The sequence below is a fragment of the Plantactinospora sp. BC1 genome, assembly GCF_003030345.1.
Taxonomy (GTDB): domain Bacteria; phylum Actinomycetota; class Actinomycetes; order Mycobacteriales; family Micromonosporaceae; genus Plantactinospora.
Window position 1 is genome coordinate 2748806 of sequence record NZ_CP028158.1, and the last position, 20246, is coordinate 2769051.

General features: G+C 74.0%; 16 protein-coding genes and 2 pseudogenes. 13 read left to right on the top strand and 5 right to left on the bottom strand.

Annotated features, from left to right (window positions below; translation table 11 throughout):
• The first annotated feature begins 6 nt into the window (after positions 1-6).
• From C6361_RS11705 to C6361_RS11740, 8 genes are all read left to right on the top strand, one after another.
• Positions 7-1815, top strand: a complete 1809-nt coding sequence (locus C6361_RS11705; RefSeq protein ID WP_107267761.1) for a hypothetical protein — start codon at positions 7-9, stop codon at positions 1813-1815.
• Positions 1816-1893: 78 nt separating this feature from the next.
• A complete protein-coding gene (locus C6361_RS11710) occupies positions 1894-3309 on the top strand; it encodes an efflux RND transporter periplasmic adaptor subunit (RefSeq protein ID WP_107267762.1) in 1416 nt (471 codons plus the stop codon).
• A gap of 107 nt (positions 3310-3416) precedes the next feature.
• Positions 3417-4346 carry an ABC transporter ATP-binding protein gene (locus C6361_RS11715; RefSeq protein ID WP_107257647.1) on the top strand — a complete coding sequence of 310 codons (930 nt, stop codon included), beginning with the start codon at positions 3417-3419 and terminating at the stop codon, positions 4344-4346.
• Positions 4343-5527, top strand: a complete 1185-nt coding sequence (locus C6361_RS11720; RefSeq protein WP_107257648.1) for an ABC transporter permease — start codon at positions 4343-4345, stop codon at positions 5525-5527. Before C6361_RS11715 ends, C6361_RS11720 begins: the two co-directional genes overlap by 4 nt.
• A 174-nt stretch (positions 5528-5701) precedes the next feature.
• On the top strand, positions 5702-5914 hold the full coding sequence (locus tag C6361_RS11725) for a helix-turn-helix domain-containing protein (protein ID WP_101369425.1): 213 nt from the start codon (positions 5702-5704) through the stop codon (positions 5912-5914).
• 249 nt (positions 5915-6163) lie between these two features.
• Positions 6164-6265, top strand: a complete 102-nt coding sequence (locus C6361_RS11730; RefSeq protein ID WP_007465623.1) for a 30S ribosomal protein bS22 — start codon at positions 6164-6166, stop codon at positions 6263-6265.
• Positions 6266-6385: 120 nt separating this feature from the next.
• Positions 6386-7510: an NAD-dependent epimerase/dehydratase family protein gene (locus C6361_RS11735; RefSeq protein WP_107267764.1), complete on the top strand. Its 1125-nt coding sequence runs from the start codon at positions 6386-6388 to the stop codon at positions 7508-7510.
• Positions 7507-8541, top strand: coding sequence for a lysophospholipid acyltransferase family protein (locus C6361_RS11740; protein ID WP_107257650.1), 1035 nt, complete (start codon positions 7507-7509; stop codon positions 8539-8541). Before C6361_RS11735 ends, C6361_RS11740 begins: the two co-directional genes overlap by 4 nt.
• A 24-nt stretch (positions 8542-8565) precedes the next feature.
• Here the strand turns inward: C6361_RS11740 and C6361_RS11745 are convergent, their stop codons facing one another.
• The 3 genes and pseudogenes from C6361_RS11745 to C6361_RS11755 all read right to left on the bottom strand — a co-directional run bounded on the left by C6361_RS11745 (position 8566) and on the right by C6361_RS11755 (position 11761).
• Complete coding sequence (locus C6361_RS11745) at positions 8566-9444, bottom strand: HAD family phosphatase (protein ID WP_107257651.1); 879 nt, start codon at positions 9442-9444, stop codon at positions 8566-8568.
• A 304-nt stretch (positions 9445-9748) separates the two neighbouring features.
• Positions 9749-10639: pseudogene (locus tag C6361_RS11750) on the bottom strand (DUF5667 domain-containing protein); the annotation flags it as partial.
• A 255-nt stretch (positions 10640-10894) separates the two neighbouring features.
• Positions 10895-11761 carry an ECF subfamily RNA polymerase sigma factor, BldN family gene (locus C6361_RS11755; protein ID WP_199853470.1) on the bottom strand — a complete coding sequence of 289 codons (867 nt, stop codon included), beginning with the start codon at positions 11759-11761 and terminating at the stop codon, positions 10895-10897.
• 768 nt (positions 11762-12529) lie between these two features.
• Between C6361_RS11755 and C6361_RS11760 the strand changes: the two genes are divergently transcribed.
• From C6361_RS11760 to C6361_RS11770, 3 genes are read left to right on the top strand one after another with little or no spacing between them, the layout of a single operon-like run.
• The gene (locus C6361_RS11760; protein ID WP_234359456.1) at positions 12530-14206 is read left to right on the top strand and encodes an AMP-binding protein; all 1677 of its coding nucleotides are present in this window, start codon (positions 12530-12532) and stop codon (positions 14204-14206) included.
• On the top strand, positions 14203-14460 hold the full coding sequence (locus C6361_RS11765) for a glutaredoxin family protein (RefSeq protein ID WP_107257654.1): 258 nt from the start codon (positions 14203-14205) through the stop codon (positions 14458-14460). Before C6361_RS11760 ends, C6361_RS11765 begins: the two co-directional genes overlap by 4 nt.
• A 49-nt stretch (positions 14461-14509) precedes the next feature.
• Positions 14510-15151 carry an HAD family hydrolase gene (locus C6361_RS11770; RefSeq protein ID WP_107267767.1) on the top strand — a complete coding sequence of 214 codons (642 nt, stop codon included), beginning with the start codon at positions 14510-14512 and terminating at the stop codon, positions 15149-15151.
• 75 nt (positions 15152-15226) lie between these two features.
• Here C6361_RS11770 and C6361_RS11775 read toward each other — a convergent pair whose 3' ends face one another.
• The gene (locus C6361_RS11775) at positions 15227-15892 is read right to left on the bottom strand and encodes a response regulator transcription factor (protein WP_107263776.1); all 666 of its coding nucleotides are present in this window, start codon (positions 15890-15892) and stop codon (positions 15227-15229) included.
• Positions 15893-15996: 104 nt separating this feature from the next.
• Entirely contained in the window at positions 15997-17307 is a 1311-nt protein-coding gene (locus tag C6361_RS11780; protein ID WP_234359457.1) for a sensor histidine kinase, read from the bottom strand.
• A gap of 634 nt (positions 17308-17941) precedes the next feature.
• Between C6361_RS11780 and C6361_RS11785 the strand changes: the two genes are divergently transcribed.
• Both C6361_RS11785 and C6361_RS11790 read left to right on the top strand, forming a co-directional pair.
• Complete coding sequence (locus tag C6361_RS11785; protein WP_107257657.1) at positions 17942-18805, top strand: redox-sensing transcriptional repressor Rex; 864 nt, start codon at positions 17942-17944, stop codon at positions 18803-18805.
• Positions 18802-20121: pseudogene (locus C6361_RS11790) on the top strand (glutamyl-tRNA reductase); the annotation flags it as partial. The gene C6361_RS11785 and the pseudogene C6361_RS11790, both read left to right, overlap by 4 nt.
• Positions 20122-20246 lie beyond the last annotated feature (125 nt).

Genomic DNA, 20246 nt, shown 5'->3' on the forward strand with positions numbered 1-20246 from the left:
CCGGCCGTGACCGACGGGGACTACCACCACCGCCCACCGGCCGACCAAGAGCCGCGGATCGGCTATCCACCGGCCGACAGCCAGCCCTCCGAGTGGCGGCGCCCGGGCGGTCAGCCGTCCTCCGCGCCCGAACCGGTCGGGCTCGGCCTCCCGCCGGTGAGCGGTTATCCGGTGCGGCCCACCGGTTACGAGCCGGACCTCGACCGCCACCAGCCGACCCAGCCCGCCTACCAGCCGGCCGGCTACCCCCCGGCCGGCGGGTACGGCCAGCCGCCGACCGGGTACCCGACGCCCGGCGGTCATGCGATGCCGGGCGGTTATCCGGTGCCCGGCGGTCATTCGTCGCCCGGCGGTTATCCGGTGCCCGGCGGTCATCCGTCGGCCGGCGGCTATGCGGTGCCGGGCGGTCATCCGTCGGCCGGCGGTTATGCGGTGCCGGGCGGTTATCCGGTGCCCGGCGGACATCCGGTGCCGGGCGGACATCCGGTGCCCGGCGGCTACGGGCCGGCACCGGCCGATCTTCTGCCACCGCCGCGTCGGCGCCGGTGGCCGCTCTGGGTGGGCCTCGGTACCGTCGTGGCCCTGCTGCTCTGCGCGGCGCCGGTCGCGATCGGGGCTGCGTTGCTCGACCGGGTGTCCGGCCCGACCGGCCCGACCGGCGGTGCCGGTGCGGCGGCCAGCCCGAAGGCCGGCGACCCGGTCTCGGTCACCGGCGACTGGCTCACCGAGCAGATCCGCGGCCTGCTCGACGGGCAGGCGAAGGCGCTGCTCGGCGGCGACGAGAGCGGCTACGTCGGGCTCGCCGAGCCGAACACGGCGATCGCCCGGCAGCTCCGGCGCGAATTCCGGACCCTGCGGGCGATGCGGGTCAGCAAGTGGGAGCCGAAACTGCTGGGCCAGGTGGTCAAGCTCGACACGGGCGGCGAGTGGCGGGCCAACCTCACCGTCGCGCACTGCTTCGTGAGCCCCGGCTGCGAACCGAACGAGATCACCATGGTCACCCGGTGGAAGGACAGCGCCGGGCAGCCGCGACTCTCCGCGATCGACACCGACCGGGCCGGTGGACCGGGCCGGCCACGGCCCTGGGAGAGCGACGAACTGGTCGCCTCGATCGGCGAGCGCACTCTGGTCGCGGCGCCCCGGGCGTTCCGGGACCGGCTGCCCGACCTGCTGCGCGAGGGAGAGCGGGCGGCCAAGGTCGCCGACCGGTACGCCGTGGACGGCTCGCCGCCCGAGCGCTACCTGATCTTCTACGCCGGCCCGAACGAGTGGAGCCGCTGGTACGGCGGCAACCGGCCGGACTGGACCGCCGGATACGCCGTACCGGTCGGCGACGACCAGTACGACCTGGTGCTCAACTCCAAGGCCGTGGTACCGGGCCAGTACGCCGACCTGATGCGGCACGAGCTGACCCACGCCTCCTCGCTGGCCGGAGCCGAACAGATCGACGACGATGCCTGGTGGTTGGTGGAGGGACTCGCCGAGCAGGCGGCGGCGGGTGGCAAGGCGGCGAGCCGGTACGGCAGCCTCGACGACGTCGACCGGCTGGTCGGCTCGGGCTGGAACGGCAAGCTGGCGGACGTCGCGCCGAGCAGGGGCTCCGAGGACTGGCACGTCGCCGGCAGTTACGGCGTCGGCTATCTCGCCGTACGGCATCTCGTGGACCGGTTCGGCGAGAAGGACGTACTCGCCTTCTTCAAACTGGTGGTGCACGACGGCAGGTCGGAGGCGGAGGCGTCCCAGGAGGCGTTCGGCCAGGACTGGTCGAAGCTGCACGACGAGTGCGTGGCGTACGTGAAGAGGACCGCCTCCTAGATCACGTGCAGGTCAGCGGGCTCGCCCGGCCCGCGCGTCGGGCCGGCGGGGGGCGGCGGTAGCTCGTACCATGGCGGCGTGCGTCGCGCCTCTCCGCCGCGCCTGTCCGCAGCACCGCGGCCCCGTCGCCCCGTCATCTCCGCCACCCTCGTCGCCGCCACCGTCCTGTTCGGCCTCTCCGCGGCCTCCTGTGAGTCCGACGAGCAGGTCGGGCTGGCCAGTGTGGAGCGGGCCGACGTCGCCGAACTGGTCGACGCGCCGGCCAGCGTCACCGCGCGGGCGGCGGCGACCCTGAGCGCCCCCGCCGACGGCACCCTGGCCGAGTTGCGGGTCAGACCCGGTGCCCAGGTCAGGGCCGGCCGGGTGCTCGCGGTCATCCACTCGCCCTCGGCCCGGGACCGGCTCGCCAAGGCCCGCCGGGCCCTCGACGCGGCCCGGAGCGCCGGGCGGGGCGTCGGCGGCGGGGCCGATTTGGCCCGGTTGCGTCGCGGCACCGACCGGGCGGCGGATCAGGCGTTCCGGGCGGCCCGGGACGCCGCCGACAAGCTCACCGACCCGGGCGCGCGGGCCGCGCTGCTCGCCCAGGTCCGGGTCGCGGAGCGGCAGTACGAGGCGGCGGCCGAGACGGCCAGCACGGCGGTACGCGCCGTCCAGCGCGGCGTCGCCGGGCTGAACTCGGCGGTACGGGCCCTCTCGGCCGCCCAGCGTCTCCAGGCCGAGCAGGCGTACGACCTGGCGAAGGCGACCGTCGACGCGCTGGTGCTGCGGGCGCCGATCGGCGGGGTGGTGCAGCTCGGCGGTGCGGCGTCGCCGGCTGCCCCGGGTTCGGCCGAGGCGCTCGCCGGGCTGCTGGGCGTGACCGGTGGGCTCGGTGCGCCCGCCGGGGTCGACCCGGCCGGTGCGCTCGGCGGTGGCGCCCCGGCCGCGCCGGTGGCCGGAGTCGACGGCACGGTGCCGGTCGGCGGCCGGGTGAGCGCGGGTACCCCGATCCTGACCGTGGTGGACCTGACCGACCTCGGCCTGGTCGCCGAGGTCGACGAGACCGACGTGCTGCTGGTCGGCCAGGGGGTGCCGGCGAGCGTGGAGCTGGACGCCGCGACCGGGGCGGAATATCCGGCCCGGGTCCGCTCGGTCGACGTACTGCCGACCGCGTCGGCCCGGGGTGGCGTCACGTACCGGGTACGGCTCTCGCTCGGCTCCGGGCGCTTCGCCGACGGGCGGGCCGCGCCGGCACCGCGCCCCGGTATGAGCGCCGTGGTCCGGCTCCGGGTCCGCGAGGCGGCCGGCGCGGTGACCGTACCGGCGGCGGCGCTCCACTCGGACCAGGGACGGGACGCGGTCTGGGTGGTCGAGGACGGGATCGCCGAGCAGGTACCGGTGACGGTCGGGGTGCAGGGCCAGGATCTGGTGCAGATCGTCAGCGGGGTGCAGCCGGGCCAGCAGGTGGTGGTCAGCGGCGGCGACCAGGTGCGCCCCGGCGAGCGGGTACGTTGACCGGCTCGCCGACGGGTGGCTCCGGCGCTCCGAGAGCCGGCGCTATGCCAGCCGGCGCCCCGTCAGCCGGTGATGCGCCAGCCGGCGGGGCGGCCCGGCGGTCCGGGGTGGCGGTCGAGGCGGTGGACCTGGTCCGGACGTACGAGCTGGGCGGGGTCTCGGTGGCCGCGCTGCGCGGCGTCTCGCTGACCATCGCGGCCGGTGACTACCTGGCGGTCGTCGGGCCGTCCGGGTCGGGCAAGTCGACCCTGATGCACCTGCTCGGCGGCCTGGACCGGCCCACCGCCGGCCGGCTGGTGATCGGCGGCCGGGACGTCGCCACGCTGGACGCCGGGGAACTCGCCACACTGCGCAACGAGACCATCGGCTTCGTCTTCCAGTCGTTCCACCTGCTGCCCCGGACCTCCGCGCTCGACAACGTGGCGCTGCCGCTGGTCTACCGGGGCATCGGCGGCCGGCGGCGGCGGGAGCTGGCGGCGGCGATGCTGGGCCGGGTCGGCCTCGGGCACCGGCTGGAGCACCGGCCCAACCAGCTCTCCGGCGGCGAGCAGCAGCGGGTGGCGATCGCCCGTGCCCTGGTCACCGACCCGGTACTGCTGCTCGCCGACGAGCCGACCGGCAACCTGGACAGCGCCACCGGCGAGTCCGTGCTGACCCTGCTGGAGGAGCTGAACGCCTCCGACGGGGTGGCGCTGGTGCTGGTCACCCACGACCGGGAGGTCGCCGAGCGGGCGCACCGGCAGATCACGATGCGCGACGGCCGGGTGCTGACGTCGGCGGGGGAGCCGGAACCGGCGACGCCCGTACCACCGGCGGCGGAGGCGGATACCCCGACGGCCGTGCCGGCGGCGCGGCGCGGGCCTGAGATAGTAGATCCCGCTCCCAGCGCGGAGCCCCGACGAGCGTCCGGAAGCGACTCGGGGCACCCGTTCGGTGGCTTCGGTGGCGCCACCGAAGCCACCGGACGCCGCGGTGCGGCGGACGCCCCGGCCGGGACCGGTGGGGCCACCGCCCCCGGATCGGGGAGCGGCTCGTGAGGATCGCCGAGGCGTGGCGGGTCGCGCTGGACGCCCTGCGGGCGAACCGGCTGCGCAGCATGCTCACCATGCTCGGGGTGGTGATCGGGGTGGCCGCCGTGGTGGTGCTGGTCGCCATCGGCACCGGCGCCAAGCGGGAGGTGGAGCAGCAGGTCGAGGGGCTCGGCTCCAACCTGCTGGTCGTGGTGCCCGGCCGGCTCGACTTCGGGGCGGCACCGGCGGTCTCCCGGCTCTCCCTCGCCGACGTCGAGGCGGTCAACCGGGTGGTCGGCGACCCGCGCCGGGTGGCGGTCACGGTCACCTCCGGCGAGACGGTACGCGCCGGCACCCGCTCGGCGTTCACCACCGTGCAGGGGGTACTCGAAACCACGCCGGAGGTCTTCGTCCGGGAACTCGACCGGGGCGGCTACCTCACGGCGTCCGATGTGGACACCAGTCGCCGGGTCGCGGTGCTCGGGTCCACGGTCGCCGGTACCCTCTTCGGCGACCGGGAGCCGGTCGGGCAGCAGGTCGCGATCGCCGGCGTACGGTTCCGGGTGATCGGGGTCTTCGCCCCGCTCGGCCAGAGCCTCGGGGTGGACCGGGACGACGAGGTGCACATCCCGGTCACCGCCGCGCACCGGCTCTACGGCACCCAGCGGATCGACGGGATCGCGATCAAGGCGCCGGACCGGGAGGAGATCGACGACCTCGGTGCCCGGGTGGTCGCCGAACTGACCCGACGGCATCCCGACACCGAGTTCAGCGCGGTGACCCAGGAGCAGATCCTCGGCGTACTCGGCGACATCCTCGGCGTGCTGACCGGGGTGCTGGCCGCGATCGCCGGCATCTCGCTGCTGGTCGGCGGCGTGGGGGTCTCCAACATCATGCTGGTCTCGGTACGCGAGCGGACCCGGGAGATCGGCCTGCGCAAGGCGGTCGGCGCCCGGCCCCGGGACATCGGGGTCCAGTTCCTGCTGGAGGCGGTACTGCTGACCGCGCTCGGCGGGGTGCTCGGGATGGCGCTCGGGGTGGGCGCCGCGCTGCTGGTGGCCGCCCTCTCCCCGGTACCGGCGGTGGTCACCTGGTGGTCGCTGGCGCTCTCGTTCGGCGTCTCGGCGGCGGTCGGGATCATCTTCGGGGTGGTACCGGCGCAGCGGGCCGGGCGGTTGGACCCGGTGATCGCCCTTCGCGCCGAATGAGCACGGATGACTCGTTCCCAGGCGTCGACCGGCGAGCCAGTGATGATCAATTGCCCGAAGGGATCGCGCCGGTCACAGCCGCCCCGTTACCGTACTGGTAACACGCGCGTAGCTGCCGCGCGGAAGCATCCCGTCGGGCGGCACGCGCCGGGGATTGGGATGGGTTGGTGAGCCATGGCAGGATCACCACAGCCGGACAGCCGAATGCCGGAGGTCAGGTTTCTGACCGTCGCCGAGGTGGCGACGCTGATGCGGGTCTCGAAGATGACGGTCTACCGGCTGGTGCACTCCGGCGAGCTGACCGCCGTGCGGGTCGGGCGGTCGTTCCGGGTGCCGGAGCACGCCGTGCACGACTACCTGCGCGGTGCCTTCCAGGAGACCGCCTGACGGCGCAGCCGTGATGTCGCGACGGTTCCGGAGCGTTCCGGGCGGTTCCGCACGGGGGTCGGGCGGTTCCCCGTGGGGGCGCTTTGGCCCGGCTGACGGCCGAGGGCTAGTCTGGACCGCGACCGTGGCCACGTGCCGATATGGGTGCGAGCCCGTAGTGCCGGCCCGGTCCGTTGTCCAGCTCGGTAACCGGCCGCACCTCCGGGTGGGGCCGGTCCGATCAGCACGTCGCATCAGAAGGGCTGTCGTATGGGCTCGGTGGTCAAGAAGCGCCGCAAGCGCATGGCCAAGAAGAAGCACCGCAAGCTGCTGCGCAAGACCCGCGTCCAGCGTCGCCGTCTCGGCAAGTGACCCCGGCCGGGCGCCTGCCCGGCCGGCGGTGAGCCGTCCAGACTGTCGACCTTCGGAGGCCCACGTGACGACGTCGCGGCGGTCCGGGTCCGGCCCGGGTCGTCCCGCGCGGAGCGCGAGGTGACCCCCGGTAGCACCCCCGGTGCGCCGGGGGTCGTCGTGGTGACCGGGGTCAGCAGGTTCCTCGGCGCCCACGTGGCGGCGCGGCTGGTCGCCGACGACCGGATCGCCCGGGTCGTCGGTCTCGACGTGCACGAGCCTGCGCCCGAGATCGCCGGGCTGCTCGACGGCGTCGAGCGGGTCCGCGCCGACGCCGGCGCGGTGAGCAGCATCGTCGAGGAGCTGGACGCCGACGCCGTCGTGCACCTGGCGCTGGTCACGGCCGCCGACCCACAGCAGGGCGGCCGGGCGGCGATGAAGGAGCAGAACGTCATCGGCACGATGCAGCTGCTCGCCGCCGCCCAGCGGGCGCCCCGGCTGCGCAAGCTGGTCGTCCGGTCGTCGACCGCCGCCTACGGGGCGTCGTTCCGGGACCCGGCGGTCTTCACCGAGGACACCGAGCCCCGGGCCGTGCCGCGCGGCGGCTTCGCCCGGGACATCCTCGACATCGAGGGGTACGTCCGCGGCTTCCGGCGGCGCCGCCCCGACGTGACCGCCACCGTGCTGCGCTTCGCGCCGTTCATCGGCTCGATGGCGAACACCACGCTGACCCGGTACTTCGCCCAGCCCGTGGTGCCGACCGTGCTCGGGCGGGACCCGAGGCTCCAGTTCGTGCACTTCGACGACGTACTGGAGGTGCTGCACCGGTCGGTGGTGGAGGAGCACCCGGGGACCTACAACGTCGCCGGGCCGGGAGTGCTGGCGCTCTCCCAGGCGATCCGCCGGGCCGGCCGGGTCGCCCTGCCGGTGGTGGAGCCGGGGCTCTCCGGCGCGGCCGGGCTCGCCCGGGTGCTCGGCTTCGCCCGCTACGGCCTGGACCAGGTCGACCTGTTCGTGCACGGCCGGGTGGTCGACACCACCAGGCTCAGCACGGAGTTCGGCTTCACCCCGAGGTCGACCGCCGCCGCCTTCGAGGAGTTCATCGCGAGCCACCGGGAGGGGACGGTGCTCGGGCCGGAGCAGCTCCGTCGGGCCGAGCAGGCGATCATTGACGGCATCCGGCAGACCCGGGCCACGGTCCGGGACCGGATCGCCCAGCTCGACGCGGCCGACGGTGCCGGACCGGCCGAGCGGGGCGGACGATGACCGGCGACGGCAGCGCGGACGACCGGCGTAACGGCACCGGAAACGGGGAGGCCGCAGGGGTGCAGCACGATCCGGAGAGCACGGCCGGCCGGCGGTACGGCGTACCCCCGGAGGCGGACGGCACGGAGCTGGACCGGCCGGCGCGGCGCAACGGGCACCGGCCCGGGCCGCCCGTACCGGACGAGTCCGGCGACGTCTGGGACCGGCGGGTCGCCGCCGGGCTGGCCTTCCTGCGCCGACGCCTCTCCGGGCAGTACGAGGTCGACGAGTTCGGCTTCGACCCCGAGCTGACCGACCAGGTCTTCTATCCGGTGCTGCGCCGGCTCTACCGCGACTGGTTCCGCACCGAGGTCTCCGGCGTGCACCACCTGCCGGTCGACGGCGCCGGACTGGTGGTCGGCAACCACTCCGGCACGGTCGCGATGGACGCGCTGGTGCTGGCCGCCGTGCTGCACGACCGGCACCCGAAGCACCGCTACCTGCGGCTGCTCGGCGCCGACCTGGTCTTCCGGATGCCGGTCGTCTCCGAGCTGGTCCGCAAGACCGGCGGCACCGTCGCCTGCAACTCGGACGCGGAGCGGCTGCTCGGCCGGGGTGAACTCGTCGGCGTCTTCCCCGAGGGCTTCAAGGGCGTCGGCAAGCTCTACGCGGACCGCTACAAGCTGCAACGGTTCGGCCGGGGCGGCTTCGTCTCCGCCGCCCTCCGCACCGGTACCCCGATCGTGCCGGTGGCGATCGTCGGGGCCGAGGAGACGTACCCGATGCTCGCCGACATCAAGCCGCTGGCCCGGCTGCTCAAGCTGCCGTACTTTCCGGTGACGCCGACCTTCCCGTGGCTCGGCCCGCTCGGCGCGGTGCCGCTGCCCAGCAAGTGGCTGATCCAGTTCTGCCCGCCGATCCCCACCGAGCACCTGGTCGACTCCGCCGACGATCCGCTGGTGGTCTTCAACCTCGCCGACCAGGTCCGCGAGACCATCCAGCAGACCCTGCACGAGTTGCTGGAGAAGCGTCCCGACCCGTTCGGACCCTGAGCCGCGCCCCGGACGCCGGGCCGGTCACCGGGCCAGCCGGCGACGCATCGCCAGCCCCGCCGTCACGGCGCCGGCCACCAGCCCGGCGGCGACGGTCGAGGGTACGGCGATCCGGGCCGCCTTCCGCCCGGTCCGGAAGTCGTGCACCGACCAACCGTGCTCGCGGGCGTGCCGCAGCAGCGTGCCGTCCGGGTTGATCGCCACCGCCCGACCGACGGCGGAGAGCATCGGCAGGTCGTTGGCGGAGTCGCTGTACGCGGCGCAGCGCGCCAGGTCCAGCCCCTCCACGGTGGCGAGCTGCACCACCGCGTCCGCCTTGGCCGGCCCGTGCATCAGGTCGCCGACCAGCCGCCCGGTGTAGGCGCCGTCGCGGATCTCGGCGACGGTGCCGATCGCGCCGGTCAGGCCGAGCCGGGCCGCGATGATCCGGCCGATCTCCACCGGTGCGGCGGTGACCAGCCAGACCCGCTGGCCGGCGTCGAGGTGCTGCTGGGCCAGGGCCCGGGTGCCGGCCCAGATCCGGGGCGCCATCAACTCGTCGAAGATCTCCGCGGTGAGCCGCTCGACGTCCTCGACCCGCCAGCCGGCCACGAAGGCCAGCGCCGCCTCCTTGACCCGGGACATGCTGCCGGCGTGCTCGACGGCGAGTACCCGGAACCGGAGCTGTTGCCAGGCGAACCGGGCCAGGTCGCCGGTGGTGAGGTAGTTCCGGGCCGCCAGGCCACGGGCGAACCAGTAGATGGAGGCGCCCTGCATCACCGTGTTGTCCACGTCGAAGAAGGCGGCGGCGTCGGGATCGGTCCGGGCCGGCTCCGCCGGTGGGGCGTCCGGTCCCGCCTCGGCCCAGCCGGCGGTGTGACCGTGGTCGTCGGTGCTGACCGTCACCTTGCGCGCCCGGGCCACGCGGGAACCTCCTCGCTACGCGTACACAGCGAGGGTAGCCGGATCGGCGGGGGCGCACCCGGAGTCCGGGGCAGCGGCCGACGTACGGGCCGGTGCGGGAGGGTCAGCCGCCGACTCGGTGTACGGGTTCGGTGGTGCTGCGGTCCCGTACCGCCGGTGGCTGCTCGGGGCTGGGCGTCGCGGCGGGTGGCCGGGGTGCCGTACTCCGGTCCGGGGCACGCGGCGCCTCCTCCTCCGGGGTACGGCTGCCGCCGTCGCCCTCGGCCGCCGAGGGGGGCGGCTCCACCGGGGTACCGATCGGGCCACGGCCGGACGGGCAGGTCCGGGGCAGTGGACCGATCGAGTCGGCCCGGCCGATCGCACCGACCCGGCAGATCAGCGCGGCCCGGAGGCTCTCGGAGCGGGTCTGTACGTCGTCGAGGAGTTTCAGCGAGTCGTTGGCCCGGCTGCGGGTGGCCCGGGTGGTGTCCTCGAAGAGGCGGGCGACCTGCGGTCGCTGCTCGCGCACGAAGGTGTCCACGGCGTCCAGCGCCGACGGGTCCTGGCGCTGCACCGCCGCGCTGGTCAGCAGCTTGACACCCTGTCGGGTGTCGGCGTCCATGTCCTCCAGGACGGCGGAGAAGCCGAAGTTCTGGCCGCCGACCGCGACCGCCTCGGCGAGCCGGGTACGCGCGAAGTCGAGGAAGAGCTGCCCGCGACTCAGGTCGGAGCTGGCCAGGGCGAGCTGGGCGCGTTCGGTGTGCCGCTTCATGCCGTAGAGCGCGTCACCGGGTACGGCGTTCTCGCTGGCGGCGGACATTCCGGAGACGGCGATCGCGCCGACGGCGACCCCGATGACGACGGCTCCCCGGGCCCGGGCCCGGGTGCGTGGGCCCCGGAACGCGGGCTGACCGGTCCGGCGGGTGGCGGGTTGACCACCGCCGTCGACGATGGCGTCGTCGGTGGCGGTCGCGCCGATTCCCTCCCGCTCGGCGGTGGCGACGAGCATGGCGCGCAGGCCGGCCCGGAAGTCGGGGTCGACCTCGACGGTGGACTGGACGTCGCGGAGTCGTTCGCCGATGGCCAGGGGCTGCGCCAGGTCGTCGTCGAGGCGGGACCGGACGTGGTGGCGACGGCCTCCGTTGGCCTCGTCGAGCAGCTGCGCGAAGCGCTCGGCGCGTTGGCGGTAGAAGGTCTTCCAACTCACCGCCGACACCTCCCTTCGCTGGTCGCGATGCTGCGGTCGGCGTCGTCTCGCCGTCCGGGTACGACGGTGGCTGACCTCAGGATCGGGCCACGGTGCCCGGGGTCCGATCCGTTCTCCGACCGACCGGTCGGCGGGATCTGAGGCCAACCACCGGTCGCACCCGGACAAACGGTCGGCGGGGGCGACCGGTTACGGCCCGGCGGCGGGAAATACTACGAAGAGTGAGCGGAGTCACGGAGCGTCGGCGCTGGCTCTGGGAGCGCTTCACGGACGGAATCCGTCCGGCAGCAACCGGGCCAGCGCCCGCACCGCGCGGTATTGAAGGGCCTTGATCGCGCCCTCGTTCTTCCCCATCGCCTGGGCGGTCTCCGCCACGGAGAAACCCTGTAGGAATCGCAGAACGATGCATTCCTGCTGCTCGGGGTTGAGTTGCTTGACGGCGGTCAGCAGGGCGACGTTGGTGATGTGCTCGACGACGGCCGCCTCCGGGCTCCCCTCCGGACCCCGATCCTCGCGGTCCGCATCCAGAACGTCACCCGTAGTAACTTCCAGGCGGTAGCGGCCGGACTTGAAATGGTCCGCGACCAGGTTCCGGGCGATCGTCACCAGCCAGGCACCCAGGTCACGGCCCTGCCAGGTGAAGCTGCCAATCCGTTTCAGCGCCCGTAGGAAGGTGTCCGAGGTGAGGTCCTCGGCGAGCTGCCGGTTGCCGACCCGGAAGTAGACGAACCGGAAGACCGTGTCGACGTACCGGTCGTAGATCAGGCCGAACGCCTCCGGCTCACCGGCCTGGGCCCGTTCCACCAGCGCCCAGACCTCCCGGGCCGGGTCCGACGGGTCCGGGCGGTCCGGATAACCGGTCGGCGTACCGCCGCCCGAACCGGTCGAGGTCTCGGTCGCCGGCACCACCGGCAGGATCGCCGTCTCGGTCTCCGGCGCCTCGGGGCGGGCGGGCGGTGCCGCCGTACCCGGCTGGGCGGGCATCGCCGGCCGGGCCGGACTGGCCACCCGGCCGCCGACCGGCCGCGCGTTGCCGCCCGGGTTGTTGTGCCGGGTCGGCGTCTCGTTCGGATGTGGACGGTTCCGGATCCGCTTCGAGCCCCCGTCGCCGCGTACCGCCAGGCTCAGCATGTCGTCCATGGACGCGCGGAGCCGGTCGAGGCCCTGGGTGAGGGCGAGGCGGGTGTTCCGTGGCCCGCCGCCGGATGCTCCGTCGACGTATCCGTATGTGCTCACTGGACCTCCCCGGCCGGCCGAGGCCGCGGGACCGGTCGCCGGAACCGGGCCGCGATGGGGGCCGTACCCGCGCCGGGGTCGGCGCGATCCGGCACGGCAGTTCCGGGGTGCGCCGTACGACGGCACACGCCCCACAGCTGCTGGTGCAGTGCTCTCACAGGCACGGCGGCCTCCTCGGGCTGAGGGGTGTCGACTCACGGCAAAAGGGGTGAGCCGACCCGAGTGATGATAGGGCCAACGTCACCCATGTGCGGCAAGTCCGTTACACAGAGCCAAAGTATTTCCGCCAAGCCACCCGAACGGGGCGCACAGCTTGTGCGTTGTCAGATGCCTGACAGTGCGGTATCAAGGGCCCTGAGCAGGGGAAACGTGCAGACACGCCAGTGCGCGACGGGCCTTGGGCGCGCCGTCGCGAACGTGTTAGAAGCTGTTCACCGCACGGGGGCGTCGATATCCGAAACCCGTTACGGCCTGCTGGAACTTACCTCGGGACCCGGGGCGAAGTCGAGAGAAGTTCCACGTCGAGGGAAAGTTCCACCGATCCGTGTCCACCGGGCGTACCGATCCGGGCGTACCGGTCCGGGATGGCCGGTTGTGCGACCGCTGGACGAGCCGGCGGTCGGAGCGCGCGTCGCGCCCGGCGCTGTGCCAGACTCAGCGACCGTGCAGGATGGACCGGACACCCCCGCCGAGCCAGCCGCGGCCACCCTGGCCGACCGGGTACGCCTGGCCGCCGCGAGCCGCCCCGACGAGCCCGCGCTGCTCTGGACCGACGCCGCGCTGAGCTGGGCCGAACTGGACAGTGCCGTCGACCGGGTCGCCGCTGCGCTCCGCCGCCGGGCCGGCGCGCCGACCGACGGGCACCCGGCCCGGGTCGCCATCGCCCTGGCCAACTCGCCCGACTTCGCGGTGGCGTTCTTCGGCACCCAGCGGGCCGGGCTGGTCGCGGTACCGGTGAACCCGGCGCTGACCGGCCCGGAGCTGCGACACATCCTGGCCGACTCGGCGGCGAGCATCCTGATCTGCACCGAGCAGGTCGGCGCGGCCGTCGACGGGGTCCGGGCCGAGTTGCCGGCACTGACCGAACTGCACACCGCACTGTCGAGCCTGACCGGGCCGGCGCCCGAGGAAAAGGTGGTGTCGGCGTCCGAAGGCGACCCGGCCGACCGGCCGATCCGGACGGACCCGGAGGCGGTGGCCGTACTCCTCTACACCTCCGGCACCACCGGCGAGCCGAAGGGCGCGATGCTGTCGCACCGGGCGCTGCTCGCCAACCACGAGCAGGTCGGCCGGATCTCCCCGCCGGTGGTCGGGCCGGACGACCGGGTGCTGCTGGCCCTGCCGCTCTTCCACGCGTACGGGCTGAACGCGGGGCTGGGCGCGGTGGCGTACCACGGGGCGTGCGGGGTGCTGGTCGATCGGTTCGACGCGGCCGCCGTACTGGAGGTGGTCGCCCGGCACCGGGTGAGCGTGCTGGTCGGCGTACCGTCGATGTTCCTCGGCTGGGCGATGCTGCCGGACGCCCCGGCGGCGGCCGGGGTGCCGGCCGGCTCGGCGCTGCGCACCGCGATGGCCTCGGTGCGGGTCGCGATCTGCGGTGCCGCCCCGCTGGCGGTCGGCGGCGCGACCCGGTTCGCCGAGGCGACCGGCCGGCGGATCCAGGTCGGCTACGGCCTCACCGAGACCGCTCCGGTGCTCACCACCACACTCTCCGGCCCGGAGGCGAAGCCGAACTCGATCGGTCGGCCGATCCCCGGCGTCGAGCTGAGGCTCGTCGCCGCCGACGGGGAGGAGCTGTGGCGGGACGGCTCCGCCGTCGAGCCGGCCGACGGCGGGGACGACCCGGACGAGCCCGACCTCGACCTCTCCTCGCCCGGCACCGATCCCGGCGAGATCGTGGTCCGGGGCGCCAACCTCTTCTCCGGCTACTGGCCGGACGGGCACGGCGGCCCGGACGCCGACGGCTGGTGGCGGACCGGCGACGTGGCGTACGCCGACGCGGGCGGTGACCTCTTCCTGGTGGACCGGCTCGGCGAACTGATCCTGGTCAACGGCTTCAACGTCTATCCGCAGGAGGTCGAACGGGTGCTCGGCGCGCATCCGGAGGTGGTCGAGTCGGTGGTGTTCGGCAGGCCGGACCCGCTGGCCGGGGAGGCGGTCACCGCGTACGTCGTGCGGGCACCGGAGAGCGAGGTCTCCGCCGCCGAGCTGGCCGCGCACTGCGCCGGTAGCCTGGCCCGGTTCAAGTGCCCGAGCAGGATAGAGTTCGTCGGGTCCCTGCCGCTCTCCGCGATCGGCCGGGTACGCAGATCGGTGATCCGGCACGAGGGGCGCGAGTGACGACGAGTGAGCCACGGCTGACCTTGATCACCCGGCCCGGCTGCCACCTCTGCGAGGTTGCCAGGGAGGCCGTCGACCGGGTGGTGGCGGTGACCGGAGACCGCTGGACCGAGCTGGACGTCACCGGTGACCTGGAGCTGGAGCGCGAGTACGGCGACCGGCTGCCGGTGGTGCTGCTCGACGGCCGCGAGCACGGCTACTGGCGGGTCGAGGAGGAGCGCCTGCTCCGCGACCTGACCGCACCGCGCGGCTGACCGAGGTGGCACCGGCCGAACCGTCGGCGGTGCCGCGTATCGTGCTCGGATGCGCGAGCACCTCGTCTGGGACTGGAACGGCACCCTGCTCGACGACCTGACCCTGGTCGTCGCCGCCACCAACGTGGCGCTGGTCGGAGCCGGCGGACCCGAGGTGACCGCCGAGGAGCACCGTACGCAGTTCCGGCGGCCGATCGCGGACTACTACGCCGAGGTGCTCGGCCGGGCCGTGGACGCCGAGGAGTTCAGCCGGCTGGACCAGCTCTTCCACGAGGCGTACCGGGTCGGGCTGGCCAGTTGCGAGCTGGCCGCCGACGCCACCACCGCGATCAAGACCTGGACCGGTACCCAGTCGCTGCTGTCGATGTGGTTCCACGACGAGCTGGTGCCGGCGGTCGACCGGTACGGGCTGACCGCCGTGTTCCGCCGGGTCGACGGGCTGCGCGGCACCGTCGGCGGTGACCGCAAGGCCCGGCACCTGGCCCGGCACCTGGCGGAGTCCGGTGTCGAGGGGAGTTCGGCGGTGCTGATCGGCGACTCGATCGACGACGCCGAGGCGGCCGACTCGGTGGGCGCCCGCTGTGTCCTCTACAGCGGCGGGTTCACCGATTCGGCCCGGCTGCGCGCCGCCGGCTGGCCGGTCGCCGACTCGCTCACCGAGGCCGTCGAACTCGCCGCCAGCCTGGACTGAATATCCGGGCCGCACGCCCCGGCCGCGCGGCCGGGCAGGCACCCGGGCGGGCCGGCCGCGCGACGGGCGGGCGGGTCAGCCGCGCAGGTAGGCGAGCACGGCGAGGACCCGGCGATGCTGCTCCTCGTCCGGCGGCAGTTGCAGCTTGGTGAAGATGTTCCGGACGTGCTTCTCCACCGCGCCGTCGCTGACCACCAGGGCCCGGGCGATGGCCGTGTTCGACCGCCCCTCCGCCATCAGTCCGAGCACCTCCCGCTCGCGCGGTGTCAGCTCCCGCAGCGGGTCGTCCCGACGGCGCCGGACGAGGAGCTGGCCGACCACCTCCGGGTCGAGCACCGTGCCGCCGCCGGCGACCCGGTTCACGGCGTCGAGGAACTCGTCGATCGCCGCCACCCGGTCCTTGAGCAGGTAGCCGATCCCACCGCCGCCGACGCCGCCGCTGGGCTTGACGGTGGCGAGCAGGTCGTCGGCGTACGACACCTCGACGTACTGGGAGAGGACCAGGATCGGGGTCCGCGGTACCCGCTGCCGGGCCTCCACCGCCGCCCGCAGTCCCTCGTCGGTGTGCGAGGGCGGCATCCGGACGTCCACGATCGAGACGTCGGGGCGGTGCGTGACGATGGCCTCGACCAGGGTCGTACCGTCGCCGACCGCGGCCACCACCTCGTGGCCGTGCTCGGTCAGCAGGCGTACCAGACCCTCCCGGAGGAGAACGGCGTCATCGGCGATCACTACGCGCATGATGTTGTTGTCTACCACTGCCGGCCCGTCGGACGGGTGTTCCCGTCCCATCCGGTCAACTTCCGGGGAGGTCGGTGCGGTGCCGGCCGGGGCGTCGGAGTGGCTCAGCACGGCAGCTCGGCCCGGATCTCGGTCGGCCCACCGGGCGGGCTGAGCACGGTCAGGGTGCCGTCGTTGGCACGTACCCGGTCGGCGAGCCCGGCCAGGCCGTGCCCCTTGGAGAGGTGCGCGCCGCCCTCGCCGTCGTCGATCACCACGATCCGCAGCGCCCGCTCCTCCCGGGTCACCGTCAACCAGCACTCGGTGGCCCGGCTGTGCTTGGCGACGTTGGTCAGCGCCTCGGCCACCACGAAGTACGCGGTCGACTCGATCGCCGGGCCGGGCCGGCCGTCCGGGGTGCCGAGCCGGGGGTCGACGGCGAGTTCGACCGGGATCAGCCCGCGCCCGGCGAGCGCCGCCAGGGCGCTGGGCAGGCCCCGGTCGACCAGGATCGGCGGGGCGATCCCCCGGGAGAGTGCCCGCAGTTCGGCGAGGGTGTCCCGGGTCTGCGCGAGCGCCTCGCCGAGGGTCTGCCGGGCCGCCTCCGGGTCCGAGTCGAGCTGCTGCTGGGCCCGGCTCAGGTCCATGGCCAGCCGGACCAGCCGCTGCTGCGGCCCGTCGTGGATGTCCCGCTCCAGCTTGCGCAGCGCGGTGGCCTCGGCCGAGACGGCAGCCCGCTTCTGCTCCTCCAGCACGGTGATCCGGTTGCGCATCTCCGCCACCCCGGTCAGCAGCGCGCGGCCGAGCCCGGCCTGCATCAGCGCACAGCCCCGGACCACCAGCGGCAGGGTGATCAGGAAGAAGACCCCGAGGGCGGTGTTCAGTCCGATCCGGGCGGCGGCGCTGTCGCCCAGCCCGAGCAGCTCGTGCAGGCCCTCGTCGTTCGGGCCCTGCGGGATCGCCCAGTCGTACGCCCAGTAGAGCGAGCCGCCGATCGCGCCGAGCCACCAGACCGCGGTGATCACGAAGGTGCCGAGCGCCACGATCAGCCGGACCCAGCCGTGCGCGAGGTCGAGCCAGGACTGGGCGTCGGCGATGGGTACGAAGATCCGTCGCCACATGCTGGCCCCGGGCTCGGCGGTGCGGTAGTTGGGGCGTACCCGGGGTTGCCGCAGCACCGCCGGCATCCGCAGCCGTTCGATGTCGGCGAAGCCCCGGGCAGCGTAGAGGGTGCCGGCCAGGATCGGCAGTCCGGTCACCGTCACCGCCAGTCCGGCACTGAGCGCGGTCCCGGCGACGAGCACGACGAAGCTCGCCAGCGCGAGGGGGAGGCCGAGGAACACGTAGCCGGAGTCGATGGCGAGTTGGCGGAGCACGCTGCGGCCGGCGCCGGGCTCGGCGCCGACGGCCACGCTGGTGGCGGTGGTCGTGGTCATGTTCTCGACGCTAGGCATCGCTGCGGTCGGTCCCCATCCCATCGGCTGGCCTCTTCACGGTAGGGCTGTCCCCACCTGACCGGGAAATCCGCGCGCGACCCGACCGGGAAATCCGCGCGCCACTGGGGCGGGAAACCCGCGCCACCCGGGCGGGAAATCCGCGCCCACCGGGTGGGCCGGGTCGGTCCGGCGGCGGTGCCGGTCCGGGAGGGTGCCGCGCCGCTCGCGGGCCGGTCCGGAAGGCCGGCAGCCGGGAATGCGCGGGGGCCGCGACGGTTTGGCGCCGAATGTAATGGTGGACGTCAGGAAATCCGCGGCGCATCGTGATTGCTGGATCGGCCGAAAGAGCCGGTCGATCGGCCGGCGTGGTAGTGGCGAGTTGGTCAGATAAGTCGGACTTAGGTAATAATCGCCGTGACGGCTCCGGTTGGGTCGCGAACTGATCTTGTAAGTGGAGGCCCAGGTGAGGCGTTATCGCGGTCTATCAAGATCGCGATTTGTGCGTGTCTTCACAAGCGCCTACTCTGTTACTCCGACGAGCCCTGCTAGCACAGCCGGTCACAGCGGTCGCCAGCGGGTGCCCCGGAACGACCCGCCGGTCCGGCTGGTCGAAGATCGCACGGCACGGAGTCGCATGAATCAGCACCGCCCCGTAGGCACGCCCGGCCGCGCCGGTGCGGTGCCGGCGCTTCCGGATCTCCCTGAGGCGACGGTCGCCCGGCTCCCCGAATACCTCCGTGCCCTGCACAATCTCGCCGAGTCCGGCAACGACACGGTCTCCAGCGAGGAGCTGGCGACGGCGGCCGGGGTCAACTCGGCGAAGCTGCGCAAGGACCTCTCACAGCTCGGGTCGTACGGCACCCGGGGCGTGGGCTACGACGTCGCCCTGTTGATCGACCAGATCGAGTTCGTGCTCGGGCTCACCCAGTGCCGGGCGGTGGCCCTGGTCGGTGTGGGTAATCTCGGTCACGCCCTCGCCGGCTACGCGGGCTTCGCCGGCCGTGGCTTCCGGATCGCGGCGCTCTTCGACGCCGACCCGGCCCGGCTCGGCGAGGTGATCAACGGGCTGGTCGTCCGGCACATCGACGAGCTGCCGCAGGTGGCCGCCGAGGAGAGCATCGCGATCGGTGTGATCGCCACCCCGGCCACCGCCGCGCAGAGCGTCGCCGACCAACTGGTCGCGGCCGGGGTGACCAGCATCCTCAACTTCGCCCCGTGCGTGCTGGCGGTGCCGGACGGCGTCGACGTCCGCAAGGTCGACCTCGCCATCGAGCTGCAGATCCTCTCCTTCCACGAGCACCGCAAGGCGGCGCTGACCGGGTTGCCGGCGAGCACCGGTCCGGCCGCAGCGCTCGGCACGGCGAACGGCACCACCCTGGGCGGCACCGCCACGACGGGGCTGACGGCCCTGCCCGGCGGGCTCGCCGCCACCGGCACCACCGAGGCAGCGCCCACCGGGACACTCCGGTCGACGAACGCGGAGGCGGTCGGCTCATGAACCTGCTCGTCGTCGGTGCATCGCACCGCACCGCGCCGGTCGCGATCCTGGAGCGGCTGGCCGTGGCCAACACCGAGCTGCCGGAGATCCTCGCCCGGCTGCTCGCCCAGCCGTACGTCGGCGAGGCGGTCGTCGTCTCGACCTGCAACCGGGTCGAGGTCTACGCCGCCGTCACCGGCTTCCACGGCGGGCTGGGGGACATCTGCACCGTACTGGCCGGGCACGCCGGCTCCGCCCCGGCCGAACTGGCCAACCACCTCTACGTGCACTACGACGGCGCGGCGGTGGAGCACGCCTTCCGGGTCGCCGCCGGGCTGGACTCGATGGTGGTCGGCGAGGCGCAGATCCTCGGCCAGCTCCGCGACGCCTACCATGCCGCGAGCGAGGCCGAGGCGCCCGGCCGGCTGCTGCACGAGCTGATGCAGCAGGCCCTCCGGGTGGGGAAGCGGGCGCACGCCGAGACCGACATCGACCGGGCCGGGCAGAGCGTGGTCAGCGCCGCGCTCGACCTGGCCGCCACCCACTTCGGCGGCAGCGTCGAGGGTCGCCCGGTGCTGGTGGTCGGGGCCGGCTCGATGGGCGCGCTGGCCGTGGCCACGCTCTCCCGGCTGGGCGCCGGCCCGGTGGGGATCAGCAACCGGGGCCACGACCGGGCGCTGCGGCTGGCCGAGGCGTACGGTGCCTCGGCGGTGCCGATCGCCGAACTCCCGACCGCCCTTTCCACAGTGGACATAGTAGTCGCCGCCACCGCGTCGATCGAGCCGGTCCTCACCCGCGAGACGGTGGCCAGGGCGCTGCGGGAACGCGCGGCCGACCGCCCCGATCCGCTGGTACTGCTCGACCTCGCCGTCCCCCGGGACATCGAGCCGGCGATCGCCGAGCTGCCCGGCACGGTGGTGATCGACATCGACGGGCTCGCCGCGGCCCAGCCGATCGGCCCGGCCGCCGCCGACACCGCCGCCGTCACCCAGATCGTCGGCTCCGAGGTCGAGGCGTTCCTCACCTGGCTGCGCGGTGCCGACGTCGCGCCGACCGTGGCCGCGCTGCGGGCCCGGGCCGACGAGGTGGTCACCGCCGAGCTGCGCCGGCTCGCCCAGCGCCGGCCGGACCTCACCGACGACCAGCGCGCCGACGTGAGCCACACGGTGCACCGGGTGGTGCAGCGGCTGCTGCACTCGCCGACGGTACGGGTCCGGCAACTCGCCGCCGAGCCCGGCGGCGACCAGTACGCCGCCCTGCTCCGGGAACTCTTCGACCTCGAGGTGCCGGTCACCTCACAGGCGGACACCGTGCCGGAACTGGCCGCCGCCGAGCTGGCCGGGGTACCGGCCGGCAACCGGTTGACCGGTCTCGCCGGCCTGCCCGGTCTCGGCGACCTGCCGGCCGTCGGCGGGCAGGCCGACCTGGACGCCGGCCCGGCCCTGCGTGCACCGGTGCCCCG

Bases quoted from the DNA above. Each gene is read 5' to 3' on its own strand.
- C6361_RS11770 (WP_107267767.1), top strand. From the start codon at position 14,510: ATGCGCGAGCACCTCGTCTGGGACTGGAACGGCACCCTGCTCGACGAC.
- C6361_RS11755 (WP_199853470.1), bottom strand. From the start codon at position 11,761: ATGCTGAGCCTGGCGGTACGCGGCGACGGGGGCTCGAAGCGGATCCGG.
- C6361_RS11775 (WP_107263776.1), bottom strand. From the start codon at position 15,892: ATGCGCGTAGTGATCGCCGATGACGCCGTTCTCCTCCGGGAGGGTCTG.
- C6361_RS11730 (WP_007465623.1), top strand. From the start codon at position 6,164: ATGGGCTCGGTGGTCAAGAAGCGCCGCAAGCGCATGGCCAAGAAGAAG.
- C6361_RS11785 (WP_107257657.1), top strand. From the start codon at position 17,942: ATGAATCAGCACCGCCCCGTAGGCACGCCCGGCCGCGCCGGTGCGGTG.
- C6361_RS11780 (WP_234359457.1), bottom strand. From the start codon at position 17,307: ATGACCACGACCACCGCCACCAGCGTGGCCGTCGGCGCCGAGCCCGGC.
- C6361_RS11725 (WP_101369425.1), top strand. From the start codon at position 5,702: ATGGCAGGATCACCACAGCCGGACAGCCGAATGCCGGAGGTCAGGTTT.
- C6361_RS11740 (WP_107257650.1), top strand. From the start codon at position 7,507: ATGACCGGCGACGGCAGCGCGGACGACCGGCGTAACGGCACCGGAAAC.